General features: G+C 74.0%; 19 protein-coding genes. 4 read left to right on the top strand and 15 right to left on the bottom strand.

Annotated features, from left to right (window positions below; genetic code table 11):
* Positions 1–30: 30 nt before the first annotated feature.
* From ABZ840_RS26015 to ABZ840_RS25960, 12 genes are all read right to left on the bottom strand, one after another.
* Complete coding sequence (locus ABZ840_RS26015) at positions 31–666, bottom strand: class F sortase (RefSeq protein ID WP_361562740.1); 636 nt, start codon at positions 664–666, stop codon at positions 31–33.
* Positions 656–973, bottom strand: coding sequence for a hypothetical protein (locus ABZ840_RS26010; protein WP_361562738.1), 318 nt, complete (start codon positions 971–973; stop codon positions 656–658). Before ABZ840_RS26010 ends, ABZ840_RS26015 begins: the two co-directional genes overlap by 11 nt.
* A 118-nt stretch (positions 974–1,091) precedes the next feature.
* Positions 1,092–1,871 (bottom strand): HAD-IIA family hydrolase, encoded by a 780-nt coding sequence (locus tag ABZ840_RS26005; protein ID WP_052867035.1) that lies wholly within the window; start codon positions 1,869–1,871, stop codon positions 1,092–1,094.
* Positions 1,872–1,978: 107 nt separating this feature from the next.
* Positions 1,979–3,484, bottom strand: coding sequence for an alkaline phosphatase family protein (locus ABZ840_RS26000; protein ID WP_361562737.1), 1,506 nt, complete (start codon positions 3,482–3,484; stop codon positions 1,979–1,981).
* A gap of 148 nt (positions 3,485–3,632) precedes the next feature.
* Positions 3,633–4,700: a 2-aminoethylphosphonate ABC transporter substrate-binding protein gene (locus tag ABZ840_RS25995; protein WP_361562735.1), complete on the bottom strand. Its 1,068-nt coding sequence runs from the start codon at positions 4,698–4,700 to the stop codon at positions 3,633–3,635.
* 34 nt (positions 4,701–4,734) lie between these two features.
* On the bottom strand, positions 4,735–5,532 hold the full coding sequence (locus ABZ840_RS25990) for an ABC transporter permease subunit (protein ID WP_361562734.1): 798 nt from the start codon (positions 5,530–5,532) through the stop codon (positions 4,735–4,737).
* Entirely contained in the window at positions 5,513–6,421 is a 909-nt protein-coding gene (locus ABZ840_RS25985) for a 2-aminoethylphosphonate ABC transporter permease subunit (RefSeq protein WP_361562732.1), read from the bottom strand. Before ABZ840_RS25985 ends, ABZ840_RS25990 begins: the two co-directional genes overlap by 20 nt.
* Entirely contained in the window at positions 6,414–7,535 is a 1,122-nt protein-coding gene (locus ABZ840_RS25980) for an ABC transporter ATP-binding protein (RefSeq protein ID WP_361562730.1), read from the bottom strand. Before ABZ840_RS25980 ends, ABZ840_RS25985 begins: the two co-directional genes overlap by 8 nt.
* Complete coding sequence (locus ABZ840_RS25975) at positions 7,519–8,244, bottom strand: phosphonatase-like hydrolase (RefSeq protein ID WP_361562729.1); 726 nt, start codon at positions 8,242–8,244, stop codon at positions 7,519–7,521. The genes ABZ840_RS25980 and ABZ840_RS25975 overlap by 17 nt, the downstream gene beginning before the upstream one ends.
* Positions 8,245–8,249: 5 nt before the next feature.
* Positions 8,250–9,374 (bottom strand): TIGR03364 family FAD-dependent oxidoreductase, encoded by a 1,125-nt coding sequence (locus ABZ840_RS25970; RefSeq protein ID WP_361562727.1) that lies wholly within the window; start codon positions 9,372–9,374, stop codon positions 8,250–8,252.
* A 184-nt stretch (positions 9,375–9,558) separates the two neighbouring features.
* Positions 9,559–10,323: a GntR family transcriptional regulator gene (locus tag ABZ840_RS25965; protein ID WP_361562726.1), complete on the bottom strand. Its 765-nt coding sequence runs from the start codon at positions 10,321–10,323 to the stop codon at positions 9,559–9,561.
* A gap of 56 nt (positions 10,324–10,379) precedes the next feature.
* Positions 10,380–11,546, bottom strand: a complete 1,167-nt coding sequence (locus ABZ840_RS25960; RefSeq protein WP_361562857.1) for an ROK family transcriptional regulator — start codon at positions 11,544–11,546, stop codon at positions 10,380–10,382.
* A gap of 104 nt (positions 11,547–11,650) precedes the next feature.
* Here ABZ840_RS25960 and ABZ840_RS25955 point away from each other — a divergent pair, with 104 nt between their 5' ends.
* The 3 genes from ABZ840_RS25955 to ABZ840_RS25945 all read left to right on the top strand — a co-directional run bounded on the left by ABZ840_RS25955 (position 11,651) and on the right by ABZ840_RS25945 (position 14,273).
* Positions 11,651–12,769: a Gfo/Idh/MocA family oxidoreductase gene (locus tag ABZ840_RS25955; RefSeq protein ID WP_361562725.1), complete on the top strand. Its 1,119-nt coding sequence runs from the start codon at positions 11,651–11,653 to the stop codon at positions 12,767–12,769.
* Entirely contained in the window at positions 12,766–13,233 is a 468-nt protein-coding gene (locus ABZ840_RS25950; RefSeq protein ID WP_361562724.1) for a heme-degrading domain-containing protein, read from the top strand. The genes ABZ840_RS25955 and ABZ840_RS25950 overlap by 4 nt, the downstream gene beginning before the upstream one ends.
* 71 nt (positions 13,234–13,304) lie before the next feature.
* On the top strand, positions 13,305–14,273 hold the full coding sequence (locus ABZ840_RS25945; RefSeq protein WP_361562722.1) for a DUF3048 domain-containing protein: 969 nt from the start codon (positions 13,305–13,307) through the stop codon (positions 14,271–14,273).
* 34 nt (positions 14,274–14,307) lie between these two features.
* Here ABZ840_RS25945 and ABZ840_RS25940 read toward each other — a convergent pair whose 3' ends face one another.
* The 3 genes from ABZ840_RS25940 to ABZ840_RS25930 all read right to left on the bottom strand — a co-directional run bounded on the left by ABZ840_RS25940 (position 14,308) and on the right by ABZ840_RS25930 (position 16,544).
* Positions 14,308–15,165: a fumarylacetoacetate hydrolase family protein gene (locus ABZ840_RS25940; RefSeq protein WP_361562720.1), complete on the bottom strand. Its 858-nt coding sequence runs from the start codon at positions 15,163–15,165 to the stop codon at positions 14,308–14,310.
* Positions 15,166–15,307: 142 nt separating this feature from the next.
* A complete protein-coding gene (locus ABZ840_RS25935; RefSeq protein ID WP_361562718.1) occupies positions 15,308–16,081 on the bottom strand; it encodes a YidC/Oxa1 family membrane protein insertase in 774 nt (257 codons plus the stop codon).
* Positions 16,082–16,241: 160 nt separating this feature from the next.
* Complete coding sequence (locus ABZ840_RS25930; RefSeq protein WP_361562716.1) at positions 16,242–16,544, bottom strand: DUF6412 domain-containing protein; 303 nt, start codon at positions 16,542–16,544, stop codon at positions 16,242–16,244.
* A 134-nt stretch (positions 16,545–16,678) separates the two neighbouring features.
* Here ABZ840_RS25930 and ABZ840_RS25925 point away from each other — a divergent pair, with 134 nt between their 5' ends.
* Positions 16,679–18,499 (top strand): AMP-dependent synthetase/ligase, encoded by a 1,821-nt coding sequence (locus ABZ840_RS25925; protein ID WP_361562714.1) that lies wholly within the window; start codon positions 16,679–16,681, stop codon positions 18,497–18,499.
* The last annotated feature ends 74 nt before the right edge of the window (positions 18,500–18,573 follow it).

Raw genomic sequence — 18,573 nt, 5'->3', positions numbered from 1 at the left:
CTTCCGTCCTTCGCACGTCGCTCACTTCCTTCAGGGTCCGCTGACGCCGGTCAGGTACGCGAAGACCACGGTGCGCGGGCGGTCCTCCGCGACGATCCGGAGTTCGGCGCGGCCGTGCTCGTGCGCCCGGTGGATCCACCGGGCGCCGGTCCGGCCGGCGGGGCGGGACCGTACGTCCTCCACCGTGAACTCCGCGATGCTGCCGTCCGAACGGGCCACCCGTACGGTCTCTCCCGCGTGGATTCCGGCCAGTCCGGCGAAGGGGCCGTGGCCGGGCCCCGCCTCGCCGCGCCCGGTCAGCACCGCCACGCCCGGCCGCCCCGGCTGTGTCCTCGACGCGTCCCAGACCACGTCGTCCGGCTCCTGGCCCGGCGGCGTTCCGTCGGTGGTGTCCGGGCCGCCCGGGATCACGTCCGCGTGGGCCGTGCCCAGCGCGCCGATGCCGACGGCGGTGGGCCGGGCGGCGGGCAGCGGGTCGATCGCGCGGGGAAGCTCCTGGAGGAGCGGGCGGCCCACCGCGGCGACGTCCCCGGTGGTGGCGGCCGGCAGCTGTCCCTCGGCCGGGCCGCGGCCCCACACCCACAGTCCGAGCAGCAGTACGGCCCAGGCCACGCCGGTCAGCAGCCGGCCGTATCCGTCGGTGGCGGCCAGGGGCTCATTCGGCATCACCGCCACCCCGCTTCCGCAGGACGTGCACGATGCGGCCGATCACGACGAGGGCGACGCCGCCGGCCACCACGAGCCCGGCCGACCGGCCCGAGTTCATGCCGCCCTCGGACTTCCGGTCCGCCGCCGGCGGGAGGGGCCGGGTGGAGACCTGGGCAGCGGGCACCGCGGACCGTGCCGCCACCCCCGCGGTGGCGGCCGGGCCGGGCCGCGTGTCCGGGCGGCCCGCCGGTTGTGCGGTGCCGGCGAGCACCACGCAGGCGGTGACGGCCGTGCACGTACAGACGGTGAATCGTGGTGGACTCATGCGCACCTCCGGATATCTCCGAAGGTCCGCCCCGCCGGCCCGGCCCGCATCCGGAGCGGCCCGTGCCGTGCGCCGTCGGGGTGAGCGGGGTCTTCCGTACGGGTGGCGCGGCCGCCGGCTACACGAGCTGGACGAGGTCCGCGATGGAGTCCACGACGTGCGACGGCTTGAAGGGGTGCTTGTCGATGTCGCCGGGCCCGGTGAGGCCGGTGAGCACGAGGAAGGTCTCCATCCCGGCCTCCAGGCCGGCCAGCACGTCGGTGTCCATCCGGTCGCCGATCATGGCGGAGGTCTCGGAGTGGGCGCCGATGGCGTTCAGGCCGTGCCGCATCATCAGCGGGTTGGGCTTGCCGACGAAGTACGGCGCGCGGCCGGTCGCCTTGGTGATCAGCGCGGCCACCGAGCCGGTCGCGGGCAGCGGGCCCTCGTTGGACGGGCCGGTCTCGTCGGGGTTGGTGGCGATGAAGGCGGCGCCGTTGTTGATGAGCCGGATGGCCTTGGTGATGGCCTCGAAGCTGTAGGTGCGGGTCTCGCCGAGGACGACGTAGTCCGGCGAGTGGTCGGTGAGGATGTATCCGATGTCGTGCAGGGCCGTGGTGAGCCCGGCCTCGCCGATCACGTACGCGGTGCCGTTCGGCCGCTGGCTGTCCATGAACTTCGCGGTGGCCAGCGCCGAGGTCCAGATCGACTCGTACGGCACTTCGAGGCCGATGCGGGCGAGCCGGGCCTGGAGGTCGCGCGGGGTGTAGATCGAGTTGTTGGTGAGCACGAGGAACGGCTTGCCCGATTCCCGCAGCCGCTTGATGAAGGCGTCGGCGCCGGGGACCGGCACACCTTCGTGCATCAGCACACCGTCCATGTCGGTGAGCCATGACTCGATCGGCTTGCGCTCTGCCACTGCCGGACTCCTGCCGTACGGGGAACTGCTGCCTGACTGCCGAGGGCGCCGGCCGTTGCCGCGCGTCTCACGCGAAACGTACGTACGACCGACGCCCACAGCCTAAGTCAGCCGGCCGTGACCTTGACCCCGTCGACGGCCCAGTACCAGTTGTTGCCTCCGGTGTAGCGGAAGCGGACCCGCACGGTGCGGGCGCCGGACGGCACGTCCAGGGCGACGGTCTCGGCCCGGGCGACGGCGTCGGCGGTGTAGGTGCGGACGGGGACCGGGGTGCCGTCGTCGTAGGAGACCAGCACCTCGGCCCGCTGCGCGCCCTCCTGGAGGTAGTGGGAGGAGAAGGAGAGCGTGGCCGGCGCGCCGCCCTGGACCGGCCAGGCGGGGCTGACCAGCGTGGAGTCGAAGGTGCCGGTGGTGGCCGCGTCGGACCATTCGTCGCCGTCGGCGACCGCGAAGACGCCGCGCGCCCGGACGTTGGACTCGCGCTGCTGGCCGGGCGCCGCCCTGGTCCAGAACTCGTCGGTGGTGAAGGACCAGCCGCGCCACTCGGTGATCCCGCCGCCGCCCATCGCGGAGTTGTCGACGGACCAGCCGGGCGGCGGGGTGCGGGTGAAGCCGAGCACGCCGGCGCCGACGCCGGTCTCGTCGACGGCCCCGGTCAGCTTCGGCCGCAGCGCGTCGAAGTCGTCGGCGGCAGGGGTCTGGAGGGGGCGGCCGTCCAGCTGCCGGGCGGGGTCGGCGGTGATGCCGAGGTGGCGCAGGGCGGTGGCGGCCACGTCGACGATCCGGACGTCCTCGCGGACCGTGCGGGCGGGCAGCCCGCCGCCGGACGCCAGGACAAAGGTCTGCCGCTCGCCCCAGCTGTTCCCGCCGTGGCCGCCGGCGTCGGTGTGGCCGTGGTCGGCGCTGATCAGGACCAGCCAGTCCTCGGCGGCGTAGGAGGCCCGGGCTTTCACGGCCGTGAGCATCTCGCCGACCTGGGCGTCCGCCGCGCGGAGCGCGTCCAGGTACGCCCGGCTGGCGGCGCCGGACGCGTGGCCGGCGTGGTCGACGTTGTCGAGCTGGACGAAGACCGCGTCGGGGTTTCCGCCCGTCAGCTCGGCGACAACCCGCGCGGTGGTGCCCTTGTCGTACTCCGCGGACGGGGTGGCGACGCGGGTGTCGACCTCGGCCGAGACGATCCGCTCGGTGATCGGTGCCCAGGAGGCGACGGCGTACGTGCGCAGGGCGGGGCGGGCACGTTCGACGCGGGTGAGGAAGTCCGGGTAGCTGCCGTAGTCGGCACCGCTGAAGCTGTTGTCCCGGACGCCGTGCTTGTCGGGCCAGACGCCGGTGAGCAGCGTCGACCAGCCGGGCGCCGACTCGGTGCGGGCCATCGGGCTCGCGTAGAGGCTGGTGGGCGCGGTGATCCCGGCGGCCATGAGGGAGTCGAGGACGGGGGTGTCGGCGTCCCGTACGCGGTCCAGCCGGCCGGCCCCGTCCAGGCCGATGAACAGGACCTTGGGGGTGCGGACGGCGGCGGTGGCGACGGCGGCGAGCGGCCCGGCGGCCAGCGCGGCGCCGGCGAGCCCTGCGGTGGCGCCGACGAGCAGGGATCTTCTGCTGAGCTCGGACAAGGTGTTCCTCCGTGGGGTGCGATGTGCCCGGCACACTCCAACGCCCCTGCCGGAACAGGGGCGTTGGGTCTGGACCCGTTACCATTCCGCGATACTGCGCGGAGCGCCAGGGCCGTGCGGTGAGAAGTGCGGGAACGGGAGGTGAGCGTCAGCTGCCGGTGGCCGACTTCCAGGCGTCGATGTAGGTGTCGAGGTTCTTGTCGATGTCCTGCCAGTCCGGCTCGAAGATCTCGACGCCCTTCATGATCTCCGCGAGCTTCCGGGCGTTCTCGTCGGTGGCCTTGACGTCCTTGCGGGCCGCGAAGCCGCCGCCGACCGAGGAGACCTCCCGCTGGACCTCCGGGCTGAGCAGGTAGTCCAGGAACTTCTTGCCGTTCTCGGTGTGCGGGGCGTCCTTCACCAGGCCCGCGGCGTACGGCAGCGCGAAGGTGGAGGGCTTGCCGCCCTTCTTGGCCGCCGGGAAGAAGATGCCCTGGTCCGGCATCGACTTCATGTTGGCGTAGTTCATCTGCACGTCGCCGTTGGCGACCAGCAGTTCGCCCTTGGCGGTCTTGGGCGCGAGCTGGCCGGTGGAGGAGGACGGGCCGACGTTGTTGGCCTGGAGCTTCTTGAAGTAGTCCATGGCTCGGTCGGTGCCGCCGAGGTCGTGCATGGCCTTGATGACGACGGCGGTGCCGTCCCCGGCCACGCCCGGCGTGGAGTACTGGAGCTTGTTCCTGTACTTGGCGTCCAGCAGGTCCTGCCAGCTCTCCGGGGACTCCTGCACTTGCTTCTTGTTGTGGATGAAGCAGAAGTAGTTGTTGACGACGGAGGTCCACTTGCCGCCCGGGTCCCGGTCGGCGGCGGCCACCTGGTCGTACCCCTTGGGCTCGTACTTCTGCAGCAGGCCCTTGCCGTCGGCCTGCTGGATGAACGGGGGCAGCGTGACGACCACGTCGGCCTGGGTGTTCATCTTCTCGCGGGCGAGCCGCTGCACGGCCGCGCCGGACCCGGCCTCCACGTAGTTGACCTTGATGCCGGTCTTCTTCTCGAAGTCCTTGAACACCTTGTCGTAGAACCCGTCGCCCTTCTCGCCCTTCAGGCCGTCGGCGCTGTAGACGGTGACTTCCTTGGCGTTCGGGTCGGCGGCGGTACCGCCGCAGGCGGTCAGCCCGGCGCCGAGCGCCAGGACGGAGACGGTCGCGGCGACCGGCTTGAGGTACGAATGGCTGCGCATGGCGGGTCGTGGCTCCTCGGGGGAAGGGTGCGCGTCAGCGGTAGGAGGCTCTGGTACGGATGCGGGAGACGCCGAAGAGCACGATCAGCGTCGCGGCCATCAGGGCCACCGCGAGGGCCGCGCCACTGAAGAGGGCGCCCCGGTCGGTGGTGGCGAAGATCTGGACCGGCAGCGGCAGCCAGTCGGGCGGATAGATCATCATCGTGGCGCTCAGCTCGCCCATGGACAGCGCGAAGCAGAGGCCGGTGGCCGCCGTGAGGGACGGCAGCAGCAGTGGCAGCTTGACCCGCCACAGGACGTACGCGGGCCGGGCCCCGAGGGCCGCGGCGCTCTGCTCGTACGCGGGGTCCAGCCGGTCCAGCGCCGCGCTCACCGACTGGTGGGCGAACGCGGTGACCAGCACCGTATGGGCGATGATCACGATCTGCCGGGTGCCGTTGAGCAGCAGCGGCGGCTGCGAGAAGGCGACCAGCAGGGAGAGGCCGACGGCGACGGAGGGCACCGCCACCGGCAGCATGAAGAGGGTGTCGATCACCTTCTTGCCCCGGCCGCCCAGGCGCTGCGCGGCCAGCGCCGCCCAGGTCCCGGCGACCAGCGCGAGCAGGCTCGCGGCGAGCGCGGTCAGCAGGCTGGTGACCAGTGCGTCGAGGGAGTCGCCCTTGGCCATGTCCTGGTAGTGCGTGAGCGTCGGGCCCGAGGGCAGCGCGCCGCTCCAATTGGTGGCGAACGACGCCGCCAGGATGACGGCGAACGGCAGCGCGAACAGCGGCAGGAAGAGGAGCAGGAAGCCCGCCCACACGCCCCATCTGGCCTTATTGCTGTGCACGAGCACGGCGGGCACCTCCCTCGCGGCCGGTGCGCGCCACCAGGGCCCGGTAGCCTGCGTACAGCGCCACGGACAGCGCGATGTTGACGACCGCCACGACGCACGCACCGGTGTAGTCGCCGTCGAGGATGGCCTTGGTGTAGACGAGGACCGGCAGCGTGACCACGTCCTTGGCGCCCGTGAACAACACGATCCCGAACTCGTTCAGGCACATCACCAGGACGAGCGCGCCGCCCGCCGCGAGCGAGGGCAGCGCCTCGGGCAGGATCACCGTGCGCACGATCCGCCACGGCCGGGCGCCGAGCGACGCGGCGGCCTCCAGCTGCCCGGTCTCCACCTGCGAGAACGCGGCCAGCAGCGGGCGCATCACGAACGGCGTGAAGTACGTGATCTCCGCCAGCAGCACGCCCCAGGGCGTGTGCAGGAAGTCGAACGGGCCGCTCGCGGCGCCGGTCGCCGAGGTCCACAGCCCGTTGGCCACGCCCGTCGAGCCGTAGACGAACAGCAGGGCGAGGGTGATCAGGAACGAGGGGAAGGCCAGGAAGATGTCGATGAACCGGCCGAGCGCCCGCGCCCCGGGGAACGGCACGAAGGCGACGACCAGCGCGAGGGCGAAGCCGAGCACCAGACAGCCGGCGGTCGAACCGGCCGCGATCAGGACGGTGTTGACCAGCGCGTCCCGGAAGGACGCCTCGGCCAGCACCTCCCCGTACGCGGCCGTCACCGGCCCGCCGTCGTCCGGCGTGAACGACTGCCGCACCAGCAGCACGAGGGGGTAGAGGAAGACCAGCGCGAGACCGGCCAGGGGCGGCAGCGCCCACAGGCCGCGCGGTACGGCCCGGACCCGCGACCGGCGAGTGACGCCGAGGCGCGCCCGCTGGGTGACGCTAGCCATCGGCACCCGCCCCCGCGGGGATCAGCACCGCGTCGTCCGGCGCGAAGTGCACGGTCACGTCGGCACCCACGGCGGGCACCTCCCGCAGCTCGCGCACGTCGGCCATGACCCGGTGCCCGCCGACCTCGACGTAGAGCCGGTGGGTGGCGCCGCGCCACTGGAGTTCGGCGAGCCGGCCGCGCAGCGCGTTCGGCCCCTCCCCCAGCCCGACCAGGTGCGGCCGTACGCACAGGGTGGCCGCGGCGCCGCGCGCCACGCCCTCCGTGCCGCGCACCGCCAGCTCGGTGTCCCCGAAGGTCACGGCCGCGTCGCCGGGCCCCGCCGTGACCGGCAGCAGGTTGGCGTTGCCCACGAAGGAGGCGGTGAACTCGGTGCGCGGCGCCCGGTACAGCTCCCGCGGCGTACCGCAGTCCCGCAGCCGCGCCCGGTCCATGACCGCGATCCGGTCGGCGAGGGTGAGCGCCTCGACCTGGTCGTGGGTGACGTACAGGATCGACACGTCGGGCAGTTCGCGGTGGAGCCGGGCCAGTTCGGCGAGCATCCCGGAGCGCAGCTGCGCGTCCAGCGCGGACAGCGGCTCGTCCAGGAGGAGCACGCCGGGCCGGATGGCCAGCGCGCGGGCGATGGCGACGCGCTGCTGCTGACCGCCGGAGAGCTCGCGCGGGTAGCGCCGGGCGTAGCCGGCCATGCCGGTCAGCTCCAGCGCCTCGGTGACCCGCGCCGCGATCTCGCCGCGCGGCACCTTCTGCGCCTTCAGCCCGAAGGCGACGTTGTCGGCGACGCGCATGTGCGGGAAGAGGGCGTAGCTCTGGACGACCATGCCGATGCCCCGCTTGTACGGCGGGAGGCCGGTGACGTCCCGGCCGCCGATCAGCACCCGCCCGGAGGCCGGCGTCACGAACCCGGCGACGGCCCGCAGCGCGGTGGTCTTGCCGGACCCGGAGGGCCCGAGCAGGGCCATCACCTCGCCGGGCTCGACGGTCAGGTCGAGTCCGTCCAGCACGGTGTGGCTGCCGTACGCGACGGAGACGTTGTCGAAACGGATGCCGGAGGCGGCGGGCTTCGTGGCCGGTGCCGCCGCGGGCGCCGCGGCGGTGTCAGGCGGGGCGGTCATCGTTCACCACTCCCAGCAGGGCGGGCAGTTCGGCGACCGAGCCGAGGACATGGGTGGCGCCCGCGGTGGTCAGCTGCTCCTTGTCGTGCGCGCCGGTGAGCACGCCGGCGACGATCCCGGCGCCGGCCCGGCGGCCGGAGAGCATGTCGTAGGAGGTGTCACCGGCCACCGCGATCCGCTGGACGGCGTCGGTGGCGCCGGTGCGCAGCAGCGCGGCGAGCACCATGTCGGGGTACGGGCGGCCGCGCCCGCCGGCGTCGGCCGGGCAGAGGGTGAGCGGCACGAGGTCCTGCCAGCCGAGCGCGGCGAGGATCGCGTCCTGGGTGACCCGGGCGAACCCGGTGCTGAGGACGACGGTGATCCCCGCGGCCCGCAGCGCCTCGATCGCCTCACGGGCGCCGGGCACGGGCGCGATCAGCCCGCCGTCGACCAGCTCGCCATAGGCCTGCTCGAAGCGGGCGTTGGCGCGCTGCGCCGCCTCCTCGTCGCCGAAGAGGTGCCGGAAGACGGAGATCTTGGACTCGCCCATCGTGGCGCGCACGTAGGCGAGCTTCTCGGCGTGGTCGGGGGTGCCGGGCTCGACGCCCAGCTCCCGGGCCGCGGCGTCGAAGGCCTGCTCGACGAGGCCGCCGTCGGCGACGGTCGTACCGGCCATGTCGAGCACGACCAGCTCGATGTCGTTGCGGCCCGTGGTGCTGTTCTCGGTCAATTTCCTCACCATCCCAGTTCGTCGGCGGTCTTCTCGGCGATCGCCGGGGAGCAGGTCATGCCGCGCCCGCCGGGCCCGGTGACCAGCCACACGCCGTCGCTCGCCTGCTCGCGGTGCACGACCCGGCCGGTGTCGGTGCACTGCGCGTACACCCCGGCCCAGCGGTGCCGGACGCGCGGCAGCGGGCGGCCGAGGATCGATTCGACGACGCCGGTCAGGTGCTCGTAGGGCTCCTCGACGGTGTCGAAGGCGAACGGCGTCTCGTACTCGTGCGTGTCGCCGATGGTCAGCCCGCCGTCCGCGCGCTGCACCATCAGCAGCTGCATCTTGTGCGCGGCGGCGGTCGGGGCCTGCGCCTGGCCGGCGTTGAGCGCGTCCAGCGCCTCGCTGCCGTACGCGGGGTAGTAACGGAAGCTGTCCGCGTCGGCGACGGAGGTGGTCAGCGGCTCGCCGAGCGGGTCGGTCTGCATCATCTGCAGCCGTACGCGGCGGACCGGGAGGTCCGGCAGCAGCTCGCGGACCAGGCCGCTCAGCCAGGCGCCGGTGCACAGCACGACCGCGTCGCCGCGGTGGACGTCGCCGTGGTCGTCCCGTACGCCGACGCCGTTGTCGAGGACATCGCGGACCTCGCGCCCGCCGAGAAAGGTGTAGCGGCCGGAGGCGAGCAGCGCCTGCTTCAGCTCGCGCTGGGCGACACGGGGCTCGACGGCGGCGTCCCGCTCGCACCACAGGGCGCCGAGGAAGTCGCCGCGCAGCGCGGGGTTGAGCGCGCGGGCCTCCTCCGCGTCCAGCAGCTTGTAGCCGCGCGCGGCGGCGTCCGGGCGGCGGGCGGCGGCCTCGGCGACGGCCCGCTCGGCCTCGTTCTTCACGACGGTCAGCGAGCCGATGGCACGGAAGCCGAGCCCCGGCACCCGGGCACCGATCTCCTCCCACAGCACGCGGGCGCGGAGCGCGGTGTCCAGCTCCTCGCCGCCCGCGCGGCCGCTCACCCAGATCTGTCCGAAGTTCCGTACCGAGGCGCCGCGGGCCTCGGCCTCCCGCTCGATGTGCACGACCTCGTGGCCGCGTTCGACCGCTTGCCAGGCATGCATGGTCCCCAGCACGCCGGCTCCGACAACTATGACTCGCATGGGCATGACGCTCGTCGCGTCGGGTGGCCGAATATGGTCCGCTCAGCAACAGAACGGTTAACAGGCCATCAAGCTTGGCCTAGACCCGTTATCTTCTCGTGACCAAGGTGGGGCCCGCCATAGGGGTACGGCCGGTGACCGGCTTCCCGCCGCGGTGATTGCTCGCGCAGTCCCCCCCGCACCCCTAGGGCGCGTCGCCGAGCCGCGCCGTGAACGAGAACCGGTCACCCCGGAACAACGTCCGCACCCGCTCCAGCGGCCGCCCGGCCGTATCGCGGCTGACCCGATGGATCAACAGCATCGGCAACGCCCCCGGCGTACCGATCAGCAGCGCCTCGCGCGGCGTGGCCAGCACCGTCTCCAGCCGCTCGTCCGCGTCGCCGAAGCCGATGCCGAGCCGGTCGTGGAGGTAGGCGTAGAAGGAGGAGTCCGGCTCGAAGTCCGTGTCGAGCCGCGGCGCCCGCTCGACCGCGACGTACGTGCTCTCCAGCCCGACCCGCTCGTCGTCCGCGAGCAGCACACGCTCCATGTGCCACACCGGCTCCCCCGCCGGCAGTCCCAGCTCGGCGGCGAGCAGGTCGGGGCAGGGGAAGCGGTCCAGCCCGATGAGGTGCCGCCCGGGACGGCGGCCCTGCTTGCGCACGCCCTCGGTGTAACTCGCCAGCGCCAGCGGCTGTTCGAGCTTGGGTCCGGCCACCACCGTGCCCCGGCCGAGCCGGCGGATCCGGCCTTCGAGGAGCAGGTCGCGCAGCGCCTGGCGCAGGGTTTCCCGCGACACCTCGAACCGCAGGGCCAGTTCGCGCTCGGTGGGCAGCGTCTCGCCCTCCCCCAGTTCGGCGAGCAGTTCGCCGATCCGCACCTTCGCCGCGTAGTACTTGGGGATGCGCCCGTGCTCGGGGATGCCGGCTCTGATCGGCGCACCGGGCGCCTGGTCCTTCGGGTAGTCCACCGGCCGATCCTCGCACGCCCGTCCGGCGCGCGGTGCGGAGTGCCGTCCTCGCCGGCTCAGTGCGCCGCACCCGCCGCGGTGAACGGCCCGTGCGGCGCGGCGAAGAGGGAGGCGAGGACGAGGTGGGCCGCGCCGAGCGCCACCATGTGTGCGCCGCCGGGTGCGGCCGCGACCGGTACCGTACGGGCGCCGCCCGCACCGTGCGCGCGCAGCTGGCCGTCGAGCGAGGCGGCGACCCCGCGTACGTACGTATCGGGGTCGGCCAGCACCGTACGCCCGCCGAGCAGGACCCGGTCGACGTCGAGCAGTTCGACGAGGTTGGCGGCGCCGACGCCCAGCACGCGTGCCGCCTCCGCCGGGTCGCCCGCCGCCACCGCGGCCAGGCACAGCGCCTCGATGCAGCCGCGCTTGCCGCAGCCGCACAGCGGCCCGTCCAGCTGCACCACCTGGTGCCCGAACTCACCCGCTCCGGTCCTGGCCCCGCGGTGCACGGCGCCGTCGAGCACCAGCCCGGCGCCCAGTCCTGTGCCCAGGTGCAGATAGCCGAACGAGCCGGCGCCGCGCGCGTGCTGCGCCAGGCCGTGCGCCGCCGCGTTGGTGTCCTTGTCCAGCACCACCGGCAGGCCGAGCCGCTCGGCGAGCGCGTCGCGCAGCGGGTAGCCGTCCCACTGCGGCAGGCCGGTGACCCGGTGCAGGACGCCCGTCCGGTGGTCCAGCGGGCCGGGGCAGGCGACGCCCGCGCCGATCACCTGCGCCTCGGGCGCCGCGGCGCGCACCTCGGCGACCCGGTCGGCGGCGGCCGCCAGCACCTCGTGCGCCCCGGCGCCCAGGTCCAGCGGCGCGCGGCGGACCGCGACCGGCTCCCCGGCCAGGTCCGCGAGGACCGCGACGCTCTCGTCCCGGTCCAGGTGCAGCCCGATCGCGTGCCGGGCGCCGGGGACCAGCCGCAGGACCGTACGGGGCTTGCCGCCGGTGGAGGCACGCCGGCCGGCCTCGGCGGCGAGCCCGTCCTCCCGCAGCCGTGCGGTGATCTTGCTGACCGCCTGCGGGGTGAGCCCGCTGCGCTCGGCCAGCTCCAGCCGGCTGACGCCGCCCTCGCCCGCGGCGCGCAGCAGCCCGAGCAGCACGGCCGCGTTGTGCCCGCGGAGCAGGGGGAGGTTGGCGCCGCCGGGCCCGCGCGGGGCCGAGCCGTCCGCCGAAGGTCCGGGCGCGGGGCCGGGCACAGGGCCGACAGGGGGAGGGTCGGTATGGGGAGGATTCTCGCTGCTCACCCCTCCATTGTGGGCACCGCTTGCACTTTGGCAACAGCGTTGCTTAAGTGGGAGTCATGAGCAGCCCGAGCGACTCCACCGGTACCGCACTCCCCGGCAGCCCCCTCCGCGTCGGCCTCATCGGTTACGGCCTGGCCGGCTCCGTCTTCCACGCCCCGATGATCGCCGCGACCGAGGGCCTGGTCCTCGACACGGTCTCCACCTCCAGCCCCGACCGGCAGGCGCAGGCCCGCGCCGAGCACCCGCAGGTGCGTACGGTCGCCACCCCCGACGAGGTGCTGGCCCGCGCGGCGGAGCTGGACCTGATCGTCCTCGCCTCCCCCAACAAGACCCACGTCCCGCTCGCCACCGCGGCCCTGGAGGCGGGCCTCCCGGTCGTCGTCGACAAGCCGCTCGCCGCGACCGCGGCCGAGGCCGAGCGGCTCGCCGCGCTGGCCGAGGACCGCGGGCTGCTCCTCTCCGTCTTCCAGAACCGCCGCTGGGACAACGACTTCCTGACCCTGCGCAGGCTGGTCGAGGAGGGCGCGCTCGGCGAGGTGTGGCGCTTCGAGTCCCGGTTCGAGCGGTGGCGGCCCAAGCCCAAGGGCGGCTGGCGCGAGTCCGGCGACCCGGCCGAGATCGGCGGGCTGCTGTACGACCTGGGCAGCCACGTCGCCGACCAGGCCCTGGCCCTCTTCGGCCCGGTCGTCTCGGTGTACGCGGAGTCCGACGTGCGCCGCCCCGGCGCCGAGGCCGACGACGACACCTTCCTCGCGCTCACGCACGCGAACGGCGTCCGCTCCCACCTGTGGGTGAGCGCCACCACCGCGCAGCTCGGCCCGCGCTTCCGGGTGCTCGGCAGCGAGGCCGGTTACGTGAAGTACGGCCTGGACCCGCAGGAGGCGGCGCTGCGCGAGGGCCTCCGGCCCGGCACCGGCGCCGAGTGGGGCGTGGAGCCGGAGTCGTCCTGGGGCCGCATCGGCGCCGGGGAGTCCCCGGAGACCGGCGGCGGCGAGCCCGTGCCGACCCTGCCGGGCGACTACCCCGCGTACTACGCCGCGGTCGCCGAGGCGCTCCGTACGGGCGGCACACCGCCGGTCACCGCCCTGGAGGCCGCCGCCGCGCTGCGCGTCCTGGAGGCCGCCAAGCTCTCGGCCGCCGAGGGCCGCACCGTCCGGATCGAGGCCACCCGATGACCGCCGACGACATCGACACCCTGGAAGAGCACGAGCGCCGCCTGGTCCTCGACCGTTTCGGCAACGACGACGCCTGGGCGCTGGGCTCTCTCCTCGTCGGCCTGGCCCGCGAGCGGAACGCGGCGGTGACGATCAGCATCCGGCGCGGCTCCCAGCGCCTCTTCCACTACGCGCTGCCCGGCACCAGCGCGGACAACGACGCCTGGCTGGACCGCAAGTGCCGGGTGGTGGAGCGGTACGGCGAGGCGTCCTTCCTGGTCGGCGCCCGTTTCCGGGCCAAGGGCCGGACCTTCGAGGAATCCTCCCGGCTGGACCCCGACACCTACGCGGCACACGGCGGCGCCTTCCCGATCCGGCTGCGCGGGACCGGGGTCGTCGGCGCGGTGGCCGTCTCCGGCCTCGCCCAGGCCGACGACCACGCCCTCGTCGTCGAGGCGTTGGAGCGATTCCTGCGCCCCGCCTGACGCAAAGCGTGCGCCCCGCCCGCCAAAACGGGAAAGCTGTGGGGGAACCGACGAGAGAGGCGGTACCCCCCATGGCGCGGACGGGCGGGGCGGGCTGGACCGGAACATCACGGCGCACCGTCCTGGCGGCGGGGCTCGCCGCGGGGCTGACGCCGCTGGTGACGGGGTGCCAGGCGGGCGACGACGGGCGGTCGCCGTTCACCGGCGAGGACGGCGCGGGCGACAAGGTGCTCGCCGTGAAGATCGACAACGTCGCCGCCGCCCGGCCGCAGACCGGCCTGGAGAAGGCCGACATCCTCTACACCGAGCAGGTGGAGGCGGGCCTGTCCCGGATACTGGCCGTCTTCGCCGCCCACCTCCCCGACCGCGTCGGCCCGGTCCGCAGCGCCCGCGAGTCCGACCTCGAACTGCTCCGCCAGTTCGGCAACCCGGCACTGGCCTACTCCGGCGCGCAGGCCAAGCTCCGCCCCACCCTGGAGTCGGCGCCGATCGTCCCCCTGCCGCCGGGCGAGGCCCCCGACGCGTACGTCCGCAGCGCGGACCGCGCCGCGCCGCACAACCTCTACCTCCGCCCGGCCCGCGCCCTCGAAGCCGCCTCGGGCGCCTCGGCCCCCGCCGACATCGGCTTCCGCTTCGGCTCAGCCCCCTCGGGCGGCACCCGCACGAGCCGGCAGGACATCAGCTACCCCGCAGCCCGCTTCGGTTTCACCTGGTCCGAGCCCCGGAACCGCTGGCTGGTCTCGATGGACGGCACGCCCTTCCGCACCACCGGCGCCGGCCAGCTGGGCGTCGCCACCGTGGTGATCCAGTACGTGACCGTCCGCTCCTCCCGCCTGCACGACAAGTGGGGCAGCGTCACGCCGTACACCGAGACCGTGGGGTCGGGGGACGCCCTGGTCCTCCGCAACGGCAAGAAGTACGAGGCCCGGTGGTCCCGCCCGGGAGCGGACGGCGGCACCACCTTCACCACGCCCGACGGCAACCGTCTCGACTTCCCCCGCGGCCCGGTCTGGGTGGCCCTCACCCCGAAAAAGGGCTGAGGCGCGGACGCCCCGCGGGCCACCCGGCGGCGGGTCAGGCGTCCTTCAGCTCCTGGCGCTGGCGGCCCAGGCCGTCGATCTCCAGCTCGACGACGTCGCCGGCGCGGAGGTAGGGCTTGGGGTCGGCGTGGCCCATGGCGACGCCGGCCGGGGTGCCGGTGTTGATGACGTCGCCGGGGTAGAGGGTCATGAAGTGGCTGAGGTAGCGGACGACCTCGGCGACCGGGAAGATCTGCTCGGCCGTGGTGCCGTCCTGCTTCAGCTCACCGTTCACCCAGAGGCGGACGCCGAGCGCCTGCGGGTCGGGGACCTCCTCGGAGGTGACCAGCCAGGGGCCCAGCGGGTTGAACGTCTCGCAGTTCTTGCCCTTGTCCCACTGCCCGCCGCGCTCGATCTGGAACTCCCGCTCCGAGACGTCGTGCGCGATCGTGTAGCCGGCGACGGCCGCGAGGGCCTGCTCGTCGGTCTCCAGGTAGCGGGCCGTGCGGCCGATGACGACGGCCAGTTCGACTTCCCAGTCGGTCTTCTCGCTGCCTCGCGGTACGAGCACGGTGTCGTCCGGGCCGACGACCGTGTCCGGGGCCTTCATGAAGACGATCGGCTCGGCGGGGAGGGCCGCGCCGGTCTCCCGGGCGTGGTCGTGGTAGTTCAGCCCGATGCACACGACCTTGCCGATGCCGGCGAGCGGAGCGCCCGTGCGGAGTCCGGCAGGGTCCAGTGCGGGCAGCCCGCCGGACGCGGCCGCCTCCCGTATCCGGGTCAGCGCGGTCTCGTCGGCGAGCAGCGCCCCGTCGATGTCCGGCACCAGTTCCGACAGGTCACGCAGGGTTCCCAACTCGTCGAGCAGCGCCGGGCGTTCCGCCCCCACCGGTCCGACACGCAGCAGCTTCATCGATTCAACTCCCGTGGTCGTGTGCGAAGGGTCGGCCCGGGAGGGTCTCCCGGGCCGGCCGATGGGTGCGGCCATCGAGCGATTCGGACGATCGTCCAAGAACGGGGTCCCGCCCGCAAGACCCCGTTCACGTACTGGACCTTTACTCGGCAGTAGCAGTCCGCGACTTGGTGCCGCCGACGGCCGGCCGGGCGGCTTCGGCGGCCGGTTGCCGGTCACGCGTCAGCAGCGCCCGCTCGCACACGGTCCATGCCGTGGTCGTGACGACGTACAGGCCCGCTGCCAGCGGCACGACGGCCACGGTGACCAGGGTGCCGAAGGACAGCAGCGGCGCCAGCTTCGTCATCGCGGCCATGCCCGGTACCTGCTCACCGGTGGCGTCGGCCCGCGCCGCCGCCGTCGCCCGGCGCGTCCGCCGGAAGTTCCACGTCGCCACCGCAGCGACCAGCACGAAGAGGGCCACGTACACCAGCCCGTGCGGGCCGAACGGGCCGCCGTCGGCGAGCGCGTCGGCCCAGCGGCCGCCGAGCGGGGCGCCCAGCAGCCGCTCCCCCAGCAGCCCGGAGCGGGCGGAGGTGAAGAGGTGGTACATCAGGAAGAAGACCGGCAGCTGGAGCAGCATCGGCAGACAGCCGGCCAGCGGCGAGGCGCCCGCGTTCCGGTAGAGGTCCGCCAGTTCGCGCTGCATCCGCTCGGGGTCCTTGGCGTGCCGGCGGCGTATTTCGGTCATCCGCGGGGCCAGCGCTGCCCGGGACTTCTCACCCCGTACGGCGGCCCGGGAGAGCGGGTGCAGGGCGGCGCGCACGGCGAGCGTGCAGACGACGATGGCGGCAGCGGTCGCCGAGGCGCCGAACACCGGGGCGAGGACGTCGGCGAGGCGGCCGAGCGCGGCGCCGAGCGTGGCGAAGACGGACATGGGTGAGCCCTCCATGGGTCACGTCGAGGACCGGAAGAAAGCCGACTTCCGGAAGAAAGGGGTGAATCTCGGCGTGACGAGCCACGTGGGCAGACCCGTGCGTGCGCGGATGCGCGGACGGGCCCCGTGCGGGCGGGGTGGAGCAGCGCCTTGCGGGCGCCTACGCGGCCGTCGGGAGACGGCCGCCCGGTGCCCTCGGCCGCGGCCGGCCGGCGGCGTCGGGATCGCGCTGCGGCAGGAAGGCCGTACGGCGTTCCCGGTCCCGGATGGCGGTGCGCACCCGGTGCGGCGGATCGGGGCGGGCCAGCGTCGCGACGAGCACGGCGCTGCCGCTGAGCAGGAGGGCCGCGGTGGTCGCGGCCACGGTCAGCGCCGTGTCCGGCCCGCTCTGCGCGAGCGCCAGCCCGGCGACCAGGAACAGGAGCGCGCCCAGGTACAGCCGCCGGCCTGCGATGCGGTGCACGCGTGCCCCCTCTCCCGCTCGGCTTTGTCCTCTTCCGCTCAAGAGTAACCAGAGATCTGTGCAGTCGGGGTTCCCAGCGGGTAACTTTCCCGCTGCCACCGGCCACTCGGACCGGGGTGAACCAGGGAGGTGCCGTGCGCGAGATCAGTACGCCCGCCCTGGTGGCAGCGGCCCGTACCGGCGGCCTCGCCGATTCCGTCCACGAACTGGCCGAGCGGGTCCCGGCCCTCCCCGTGGCGGCCCGGCGGGACCCCGCCGACCCCGCCCGCTGGCGGCCGGTGACCGCCGACGCCTTCCGGGCCGAGGTACTGACCCTGGCCAAGGGCCTGCTCGCGGACGGCGTGCGGCCCGGCGACCGGGTCGCGGTGATGTCCCGCACCCGCTACGAGTGGACGCTGTTCAGCTATGCGGTCTGGTCGCTCGGCGCGCATCTCGTACCGGTCTATCCCACGTCCTCCACCGAGCAGCTGCACGCGCTGCTGGCCGGCACGGGTGCGCAGACCGTCGTCATCGAGAACGAACAGCACGCCATGACCGTGGCGTCGGCCTGCGACGCGCAGGTCCGGCTGCGCCGCGTCTGGCAGCTGGACCAGGACTGCGTCGGCCGGCTCGGCGAGCTCGGCGGCCGGCTGGCCGACGAGGACGTGCACCGGCTCCGCCGGGCCGTCGTCCCGCGGGACACCGCGGCCGTCGTGCAGACCTCCGGCACCACCGGGCGGCAGCGCGGCTGCGTGCTCACCCACGGCAACCTCGCCGCGGAGGCGGACACGCTGCTGGCGGGCTGGGGACAGCTCGCCGGGCCGCCCGGCGAACAGCCGTCGATCCTGGCGTTCCTGCCGCTCGCGCACAGCTACGGGCTGATGGTCCAGGTCGCCTGCCTGCGCGGCGGCATCCTGCTGGGCCACGAACCGGAGCTGACCCCGCAGGCCCTGCTGCCCGCGCTCGCCTCCTTCCGGCCCACCTTCCTCTTCGGCGTCCCCTACGTCTTCGAGAAGATCTACGACACCGCGCGCCGGGTCGCCGAGGAGCACGGCCGGCTGCGGATGTTCGACGCCGCCGCGTCCACCGCGCTCGCGTACGTGCGCGCCGTGGAACGCCAGGAGCAGGGCCGCGGGCACGGCCCCGGGCCTGCCCTGCGCGCCAAGCACGCGCTGTACGAACGGCTGGTGTACGGGCGGATCCGCGGGGTGCTGGGCGGCCGGGTGCGCACCGCCGTCTCGGGCGGCTCCCCGCTCCGCGCCGACCTCGGGCGGATCTTCGCCGGAGCCGGGCTGACCATCTACGACGGGTACGGGCTCACCGAGACCAGCGGCGCGGTGACGGCACAGCCGCCGGGCCGGGTGCGGTTCGGCACGGTCGGACGGCCGCTGCCGGGCTGCGCGGTACGGATCGCCGAGGACGGCGAGGTGTGGGTGAGCGGCGACGTGGTGTTCTCCGGGTACGTCGACGAACACGGCAGCGCGCCGCACGACGGCTGGTTCGCCACCGGCGACCTCGGACTCCTGGACGAGGACGGCCACCTCGTGATCACCGGCCGCAAGAAGGACATCATCATCACCAGCGGCGGCAAGAGCGTGGCGCCGCAGGGGCTGGAGGAGCGGATCCGCTCCCATCCGCTGGTCTCGCAGTGCCTGGTGGTCGGCGACAACCGGCCCTACATCGCGGCGCTGATCACCCTGGACCCCGACGCGCTGGAGCACTGGCGGCGCTACCGCGGCGGATACCGGCACGCCCGGCCCGGCGAGCCGCCGGAGGAGGGCGTGCGGGCGGCGGTGCAGCGGGCGGTGGCGGTCGCCAACGCGTCGGTCTCGCGCCCCGAGTCGATCCGCGCGTTCCGCATCCTGCCCGGCGAGTTCAGCGTCGCCGACGGGCTGCTGACGCCCTCCCTGAAGCTGCGCCGCAGGGCCATCGAGGCGGCGTACGCGCAGGAGATCGACGCGCTGTACACCCGCTGAGCGGCGTCCGCGTACGGGCACGGGCCGGGCGGCGCGCCCGCCTTGGGCACGCGGGCCCCGCCGCACCGTAGCAG

This window comes from Streptomyces sp. NPDC047117 (assembly GCF_040643545.1).
GTDB lineage: Bacteria > Actinomycetota > Actinomycetes > Streptomycetales > Streptomycetaceae > Streptomyces.
The sequence above is the reverse complement of the archived record's forward strand: the minus strand, read 5'-3'. Positions and strand labels throughout refer to the sequence as shown.

What these genes read in the sequence shown, in the direction of transcription:
- ABZ840_RS25985 (WP_361562732.1), bottom strand. Translation starts at nt 6,421, where the DNA reads ATGGCTAGCGTCACCCAGCGGGCGCGCCTCGGCGTCACTCGCCGGTCG.
- ABZ840_RS25935 (WP_361562718.1), bottom strand. Translation starts at nt 16,081, where the DNA reads ATGTCCGTCTTCGCCACGCTCGGCGCCGCGCTCGGCCGCCTCGCCGAC.
- ABZ840_RS25940 (WP_361562720.1), bottom strand. Translation starts at nt 15,165, where the DNA reads ATGAAGCTGCTGCGTGTCGGACCGGTGGGGGCGGAACGCCCGGCGCTG.
- ABZ840_RS26010 (WP_361562738.1), bottom strand. Translation starts at nt 973, where the DNA reads ATGAGTCCACCACGATTCACCGTCTGTACGTGCACGGCCGTCACCGCC.
- ABZ840_RS25945 (WP_361562722.1), top strand. Translation starts at nt 13,305, where the DNA reads ATGGCGCGGACGGGCGGGGCGGGCTGGACCGGAACATCACGGCGCACC.
- ABZ840_RS25980 (WP_361562730.1), bottom strand. Translation starts at nt 7,535, where the DNA reads ATGACCGCCCCGCCTGACACCGCCGCGGCGCCCGCGGCGGCACCGGCC.
- ABZ840_RS25970 (WP_361562727.1), bottom strand. Translation starts at nt 9,374, where the DNA reads ATGCGAGTCATAGTTGTCGGAGCCGGCGTGCTGGGGACCATGCATGCC.
- ABZ840_RS26015 (WP_361562740.1), bottom strand. Translation starts at nt 666, where the DNA reads ATGCCGAATGAGCCCCTGGCCGCCACCGACGGATACGGCCGGCTGCTG.
- ABZ840_RS25950 (WP_361562724.1), top strand. Translation starts at nt 12,766, where the DNA reads ATGACCGCCGACGACATCGACACCCTGGAAGAGCACGAGCGCCGCCTG.
- ABZ840_RS25995 (WP_361562735.1), bottom strand. Translation starts at nt 4,700, where the DNA reads ATGCGCAGCCATTCGTACCTCAAGCCGGTCGCCGCGACCGTCTCCGTC.
- ABZ840_RS25955 (WP_361562725.1), top strand. Translation starts at nt 11,651, where the DNA reads ATGAGCAGCCCGAGCGACTCCACCGGTACCGCACTCCCCGGCAGCCCC.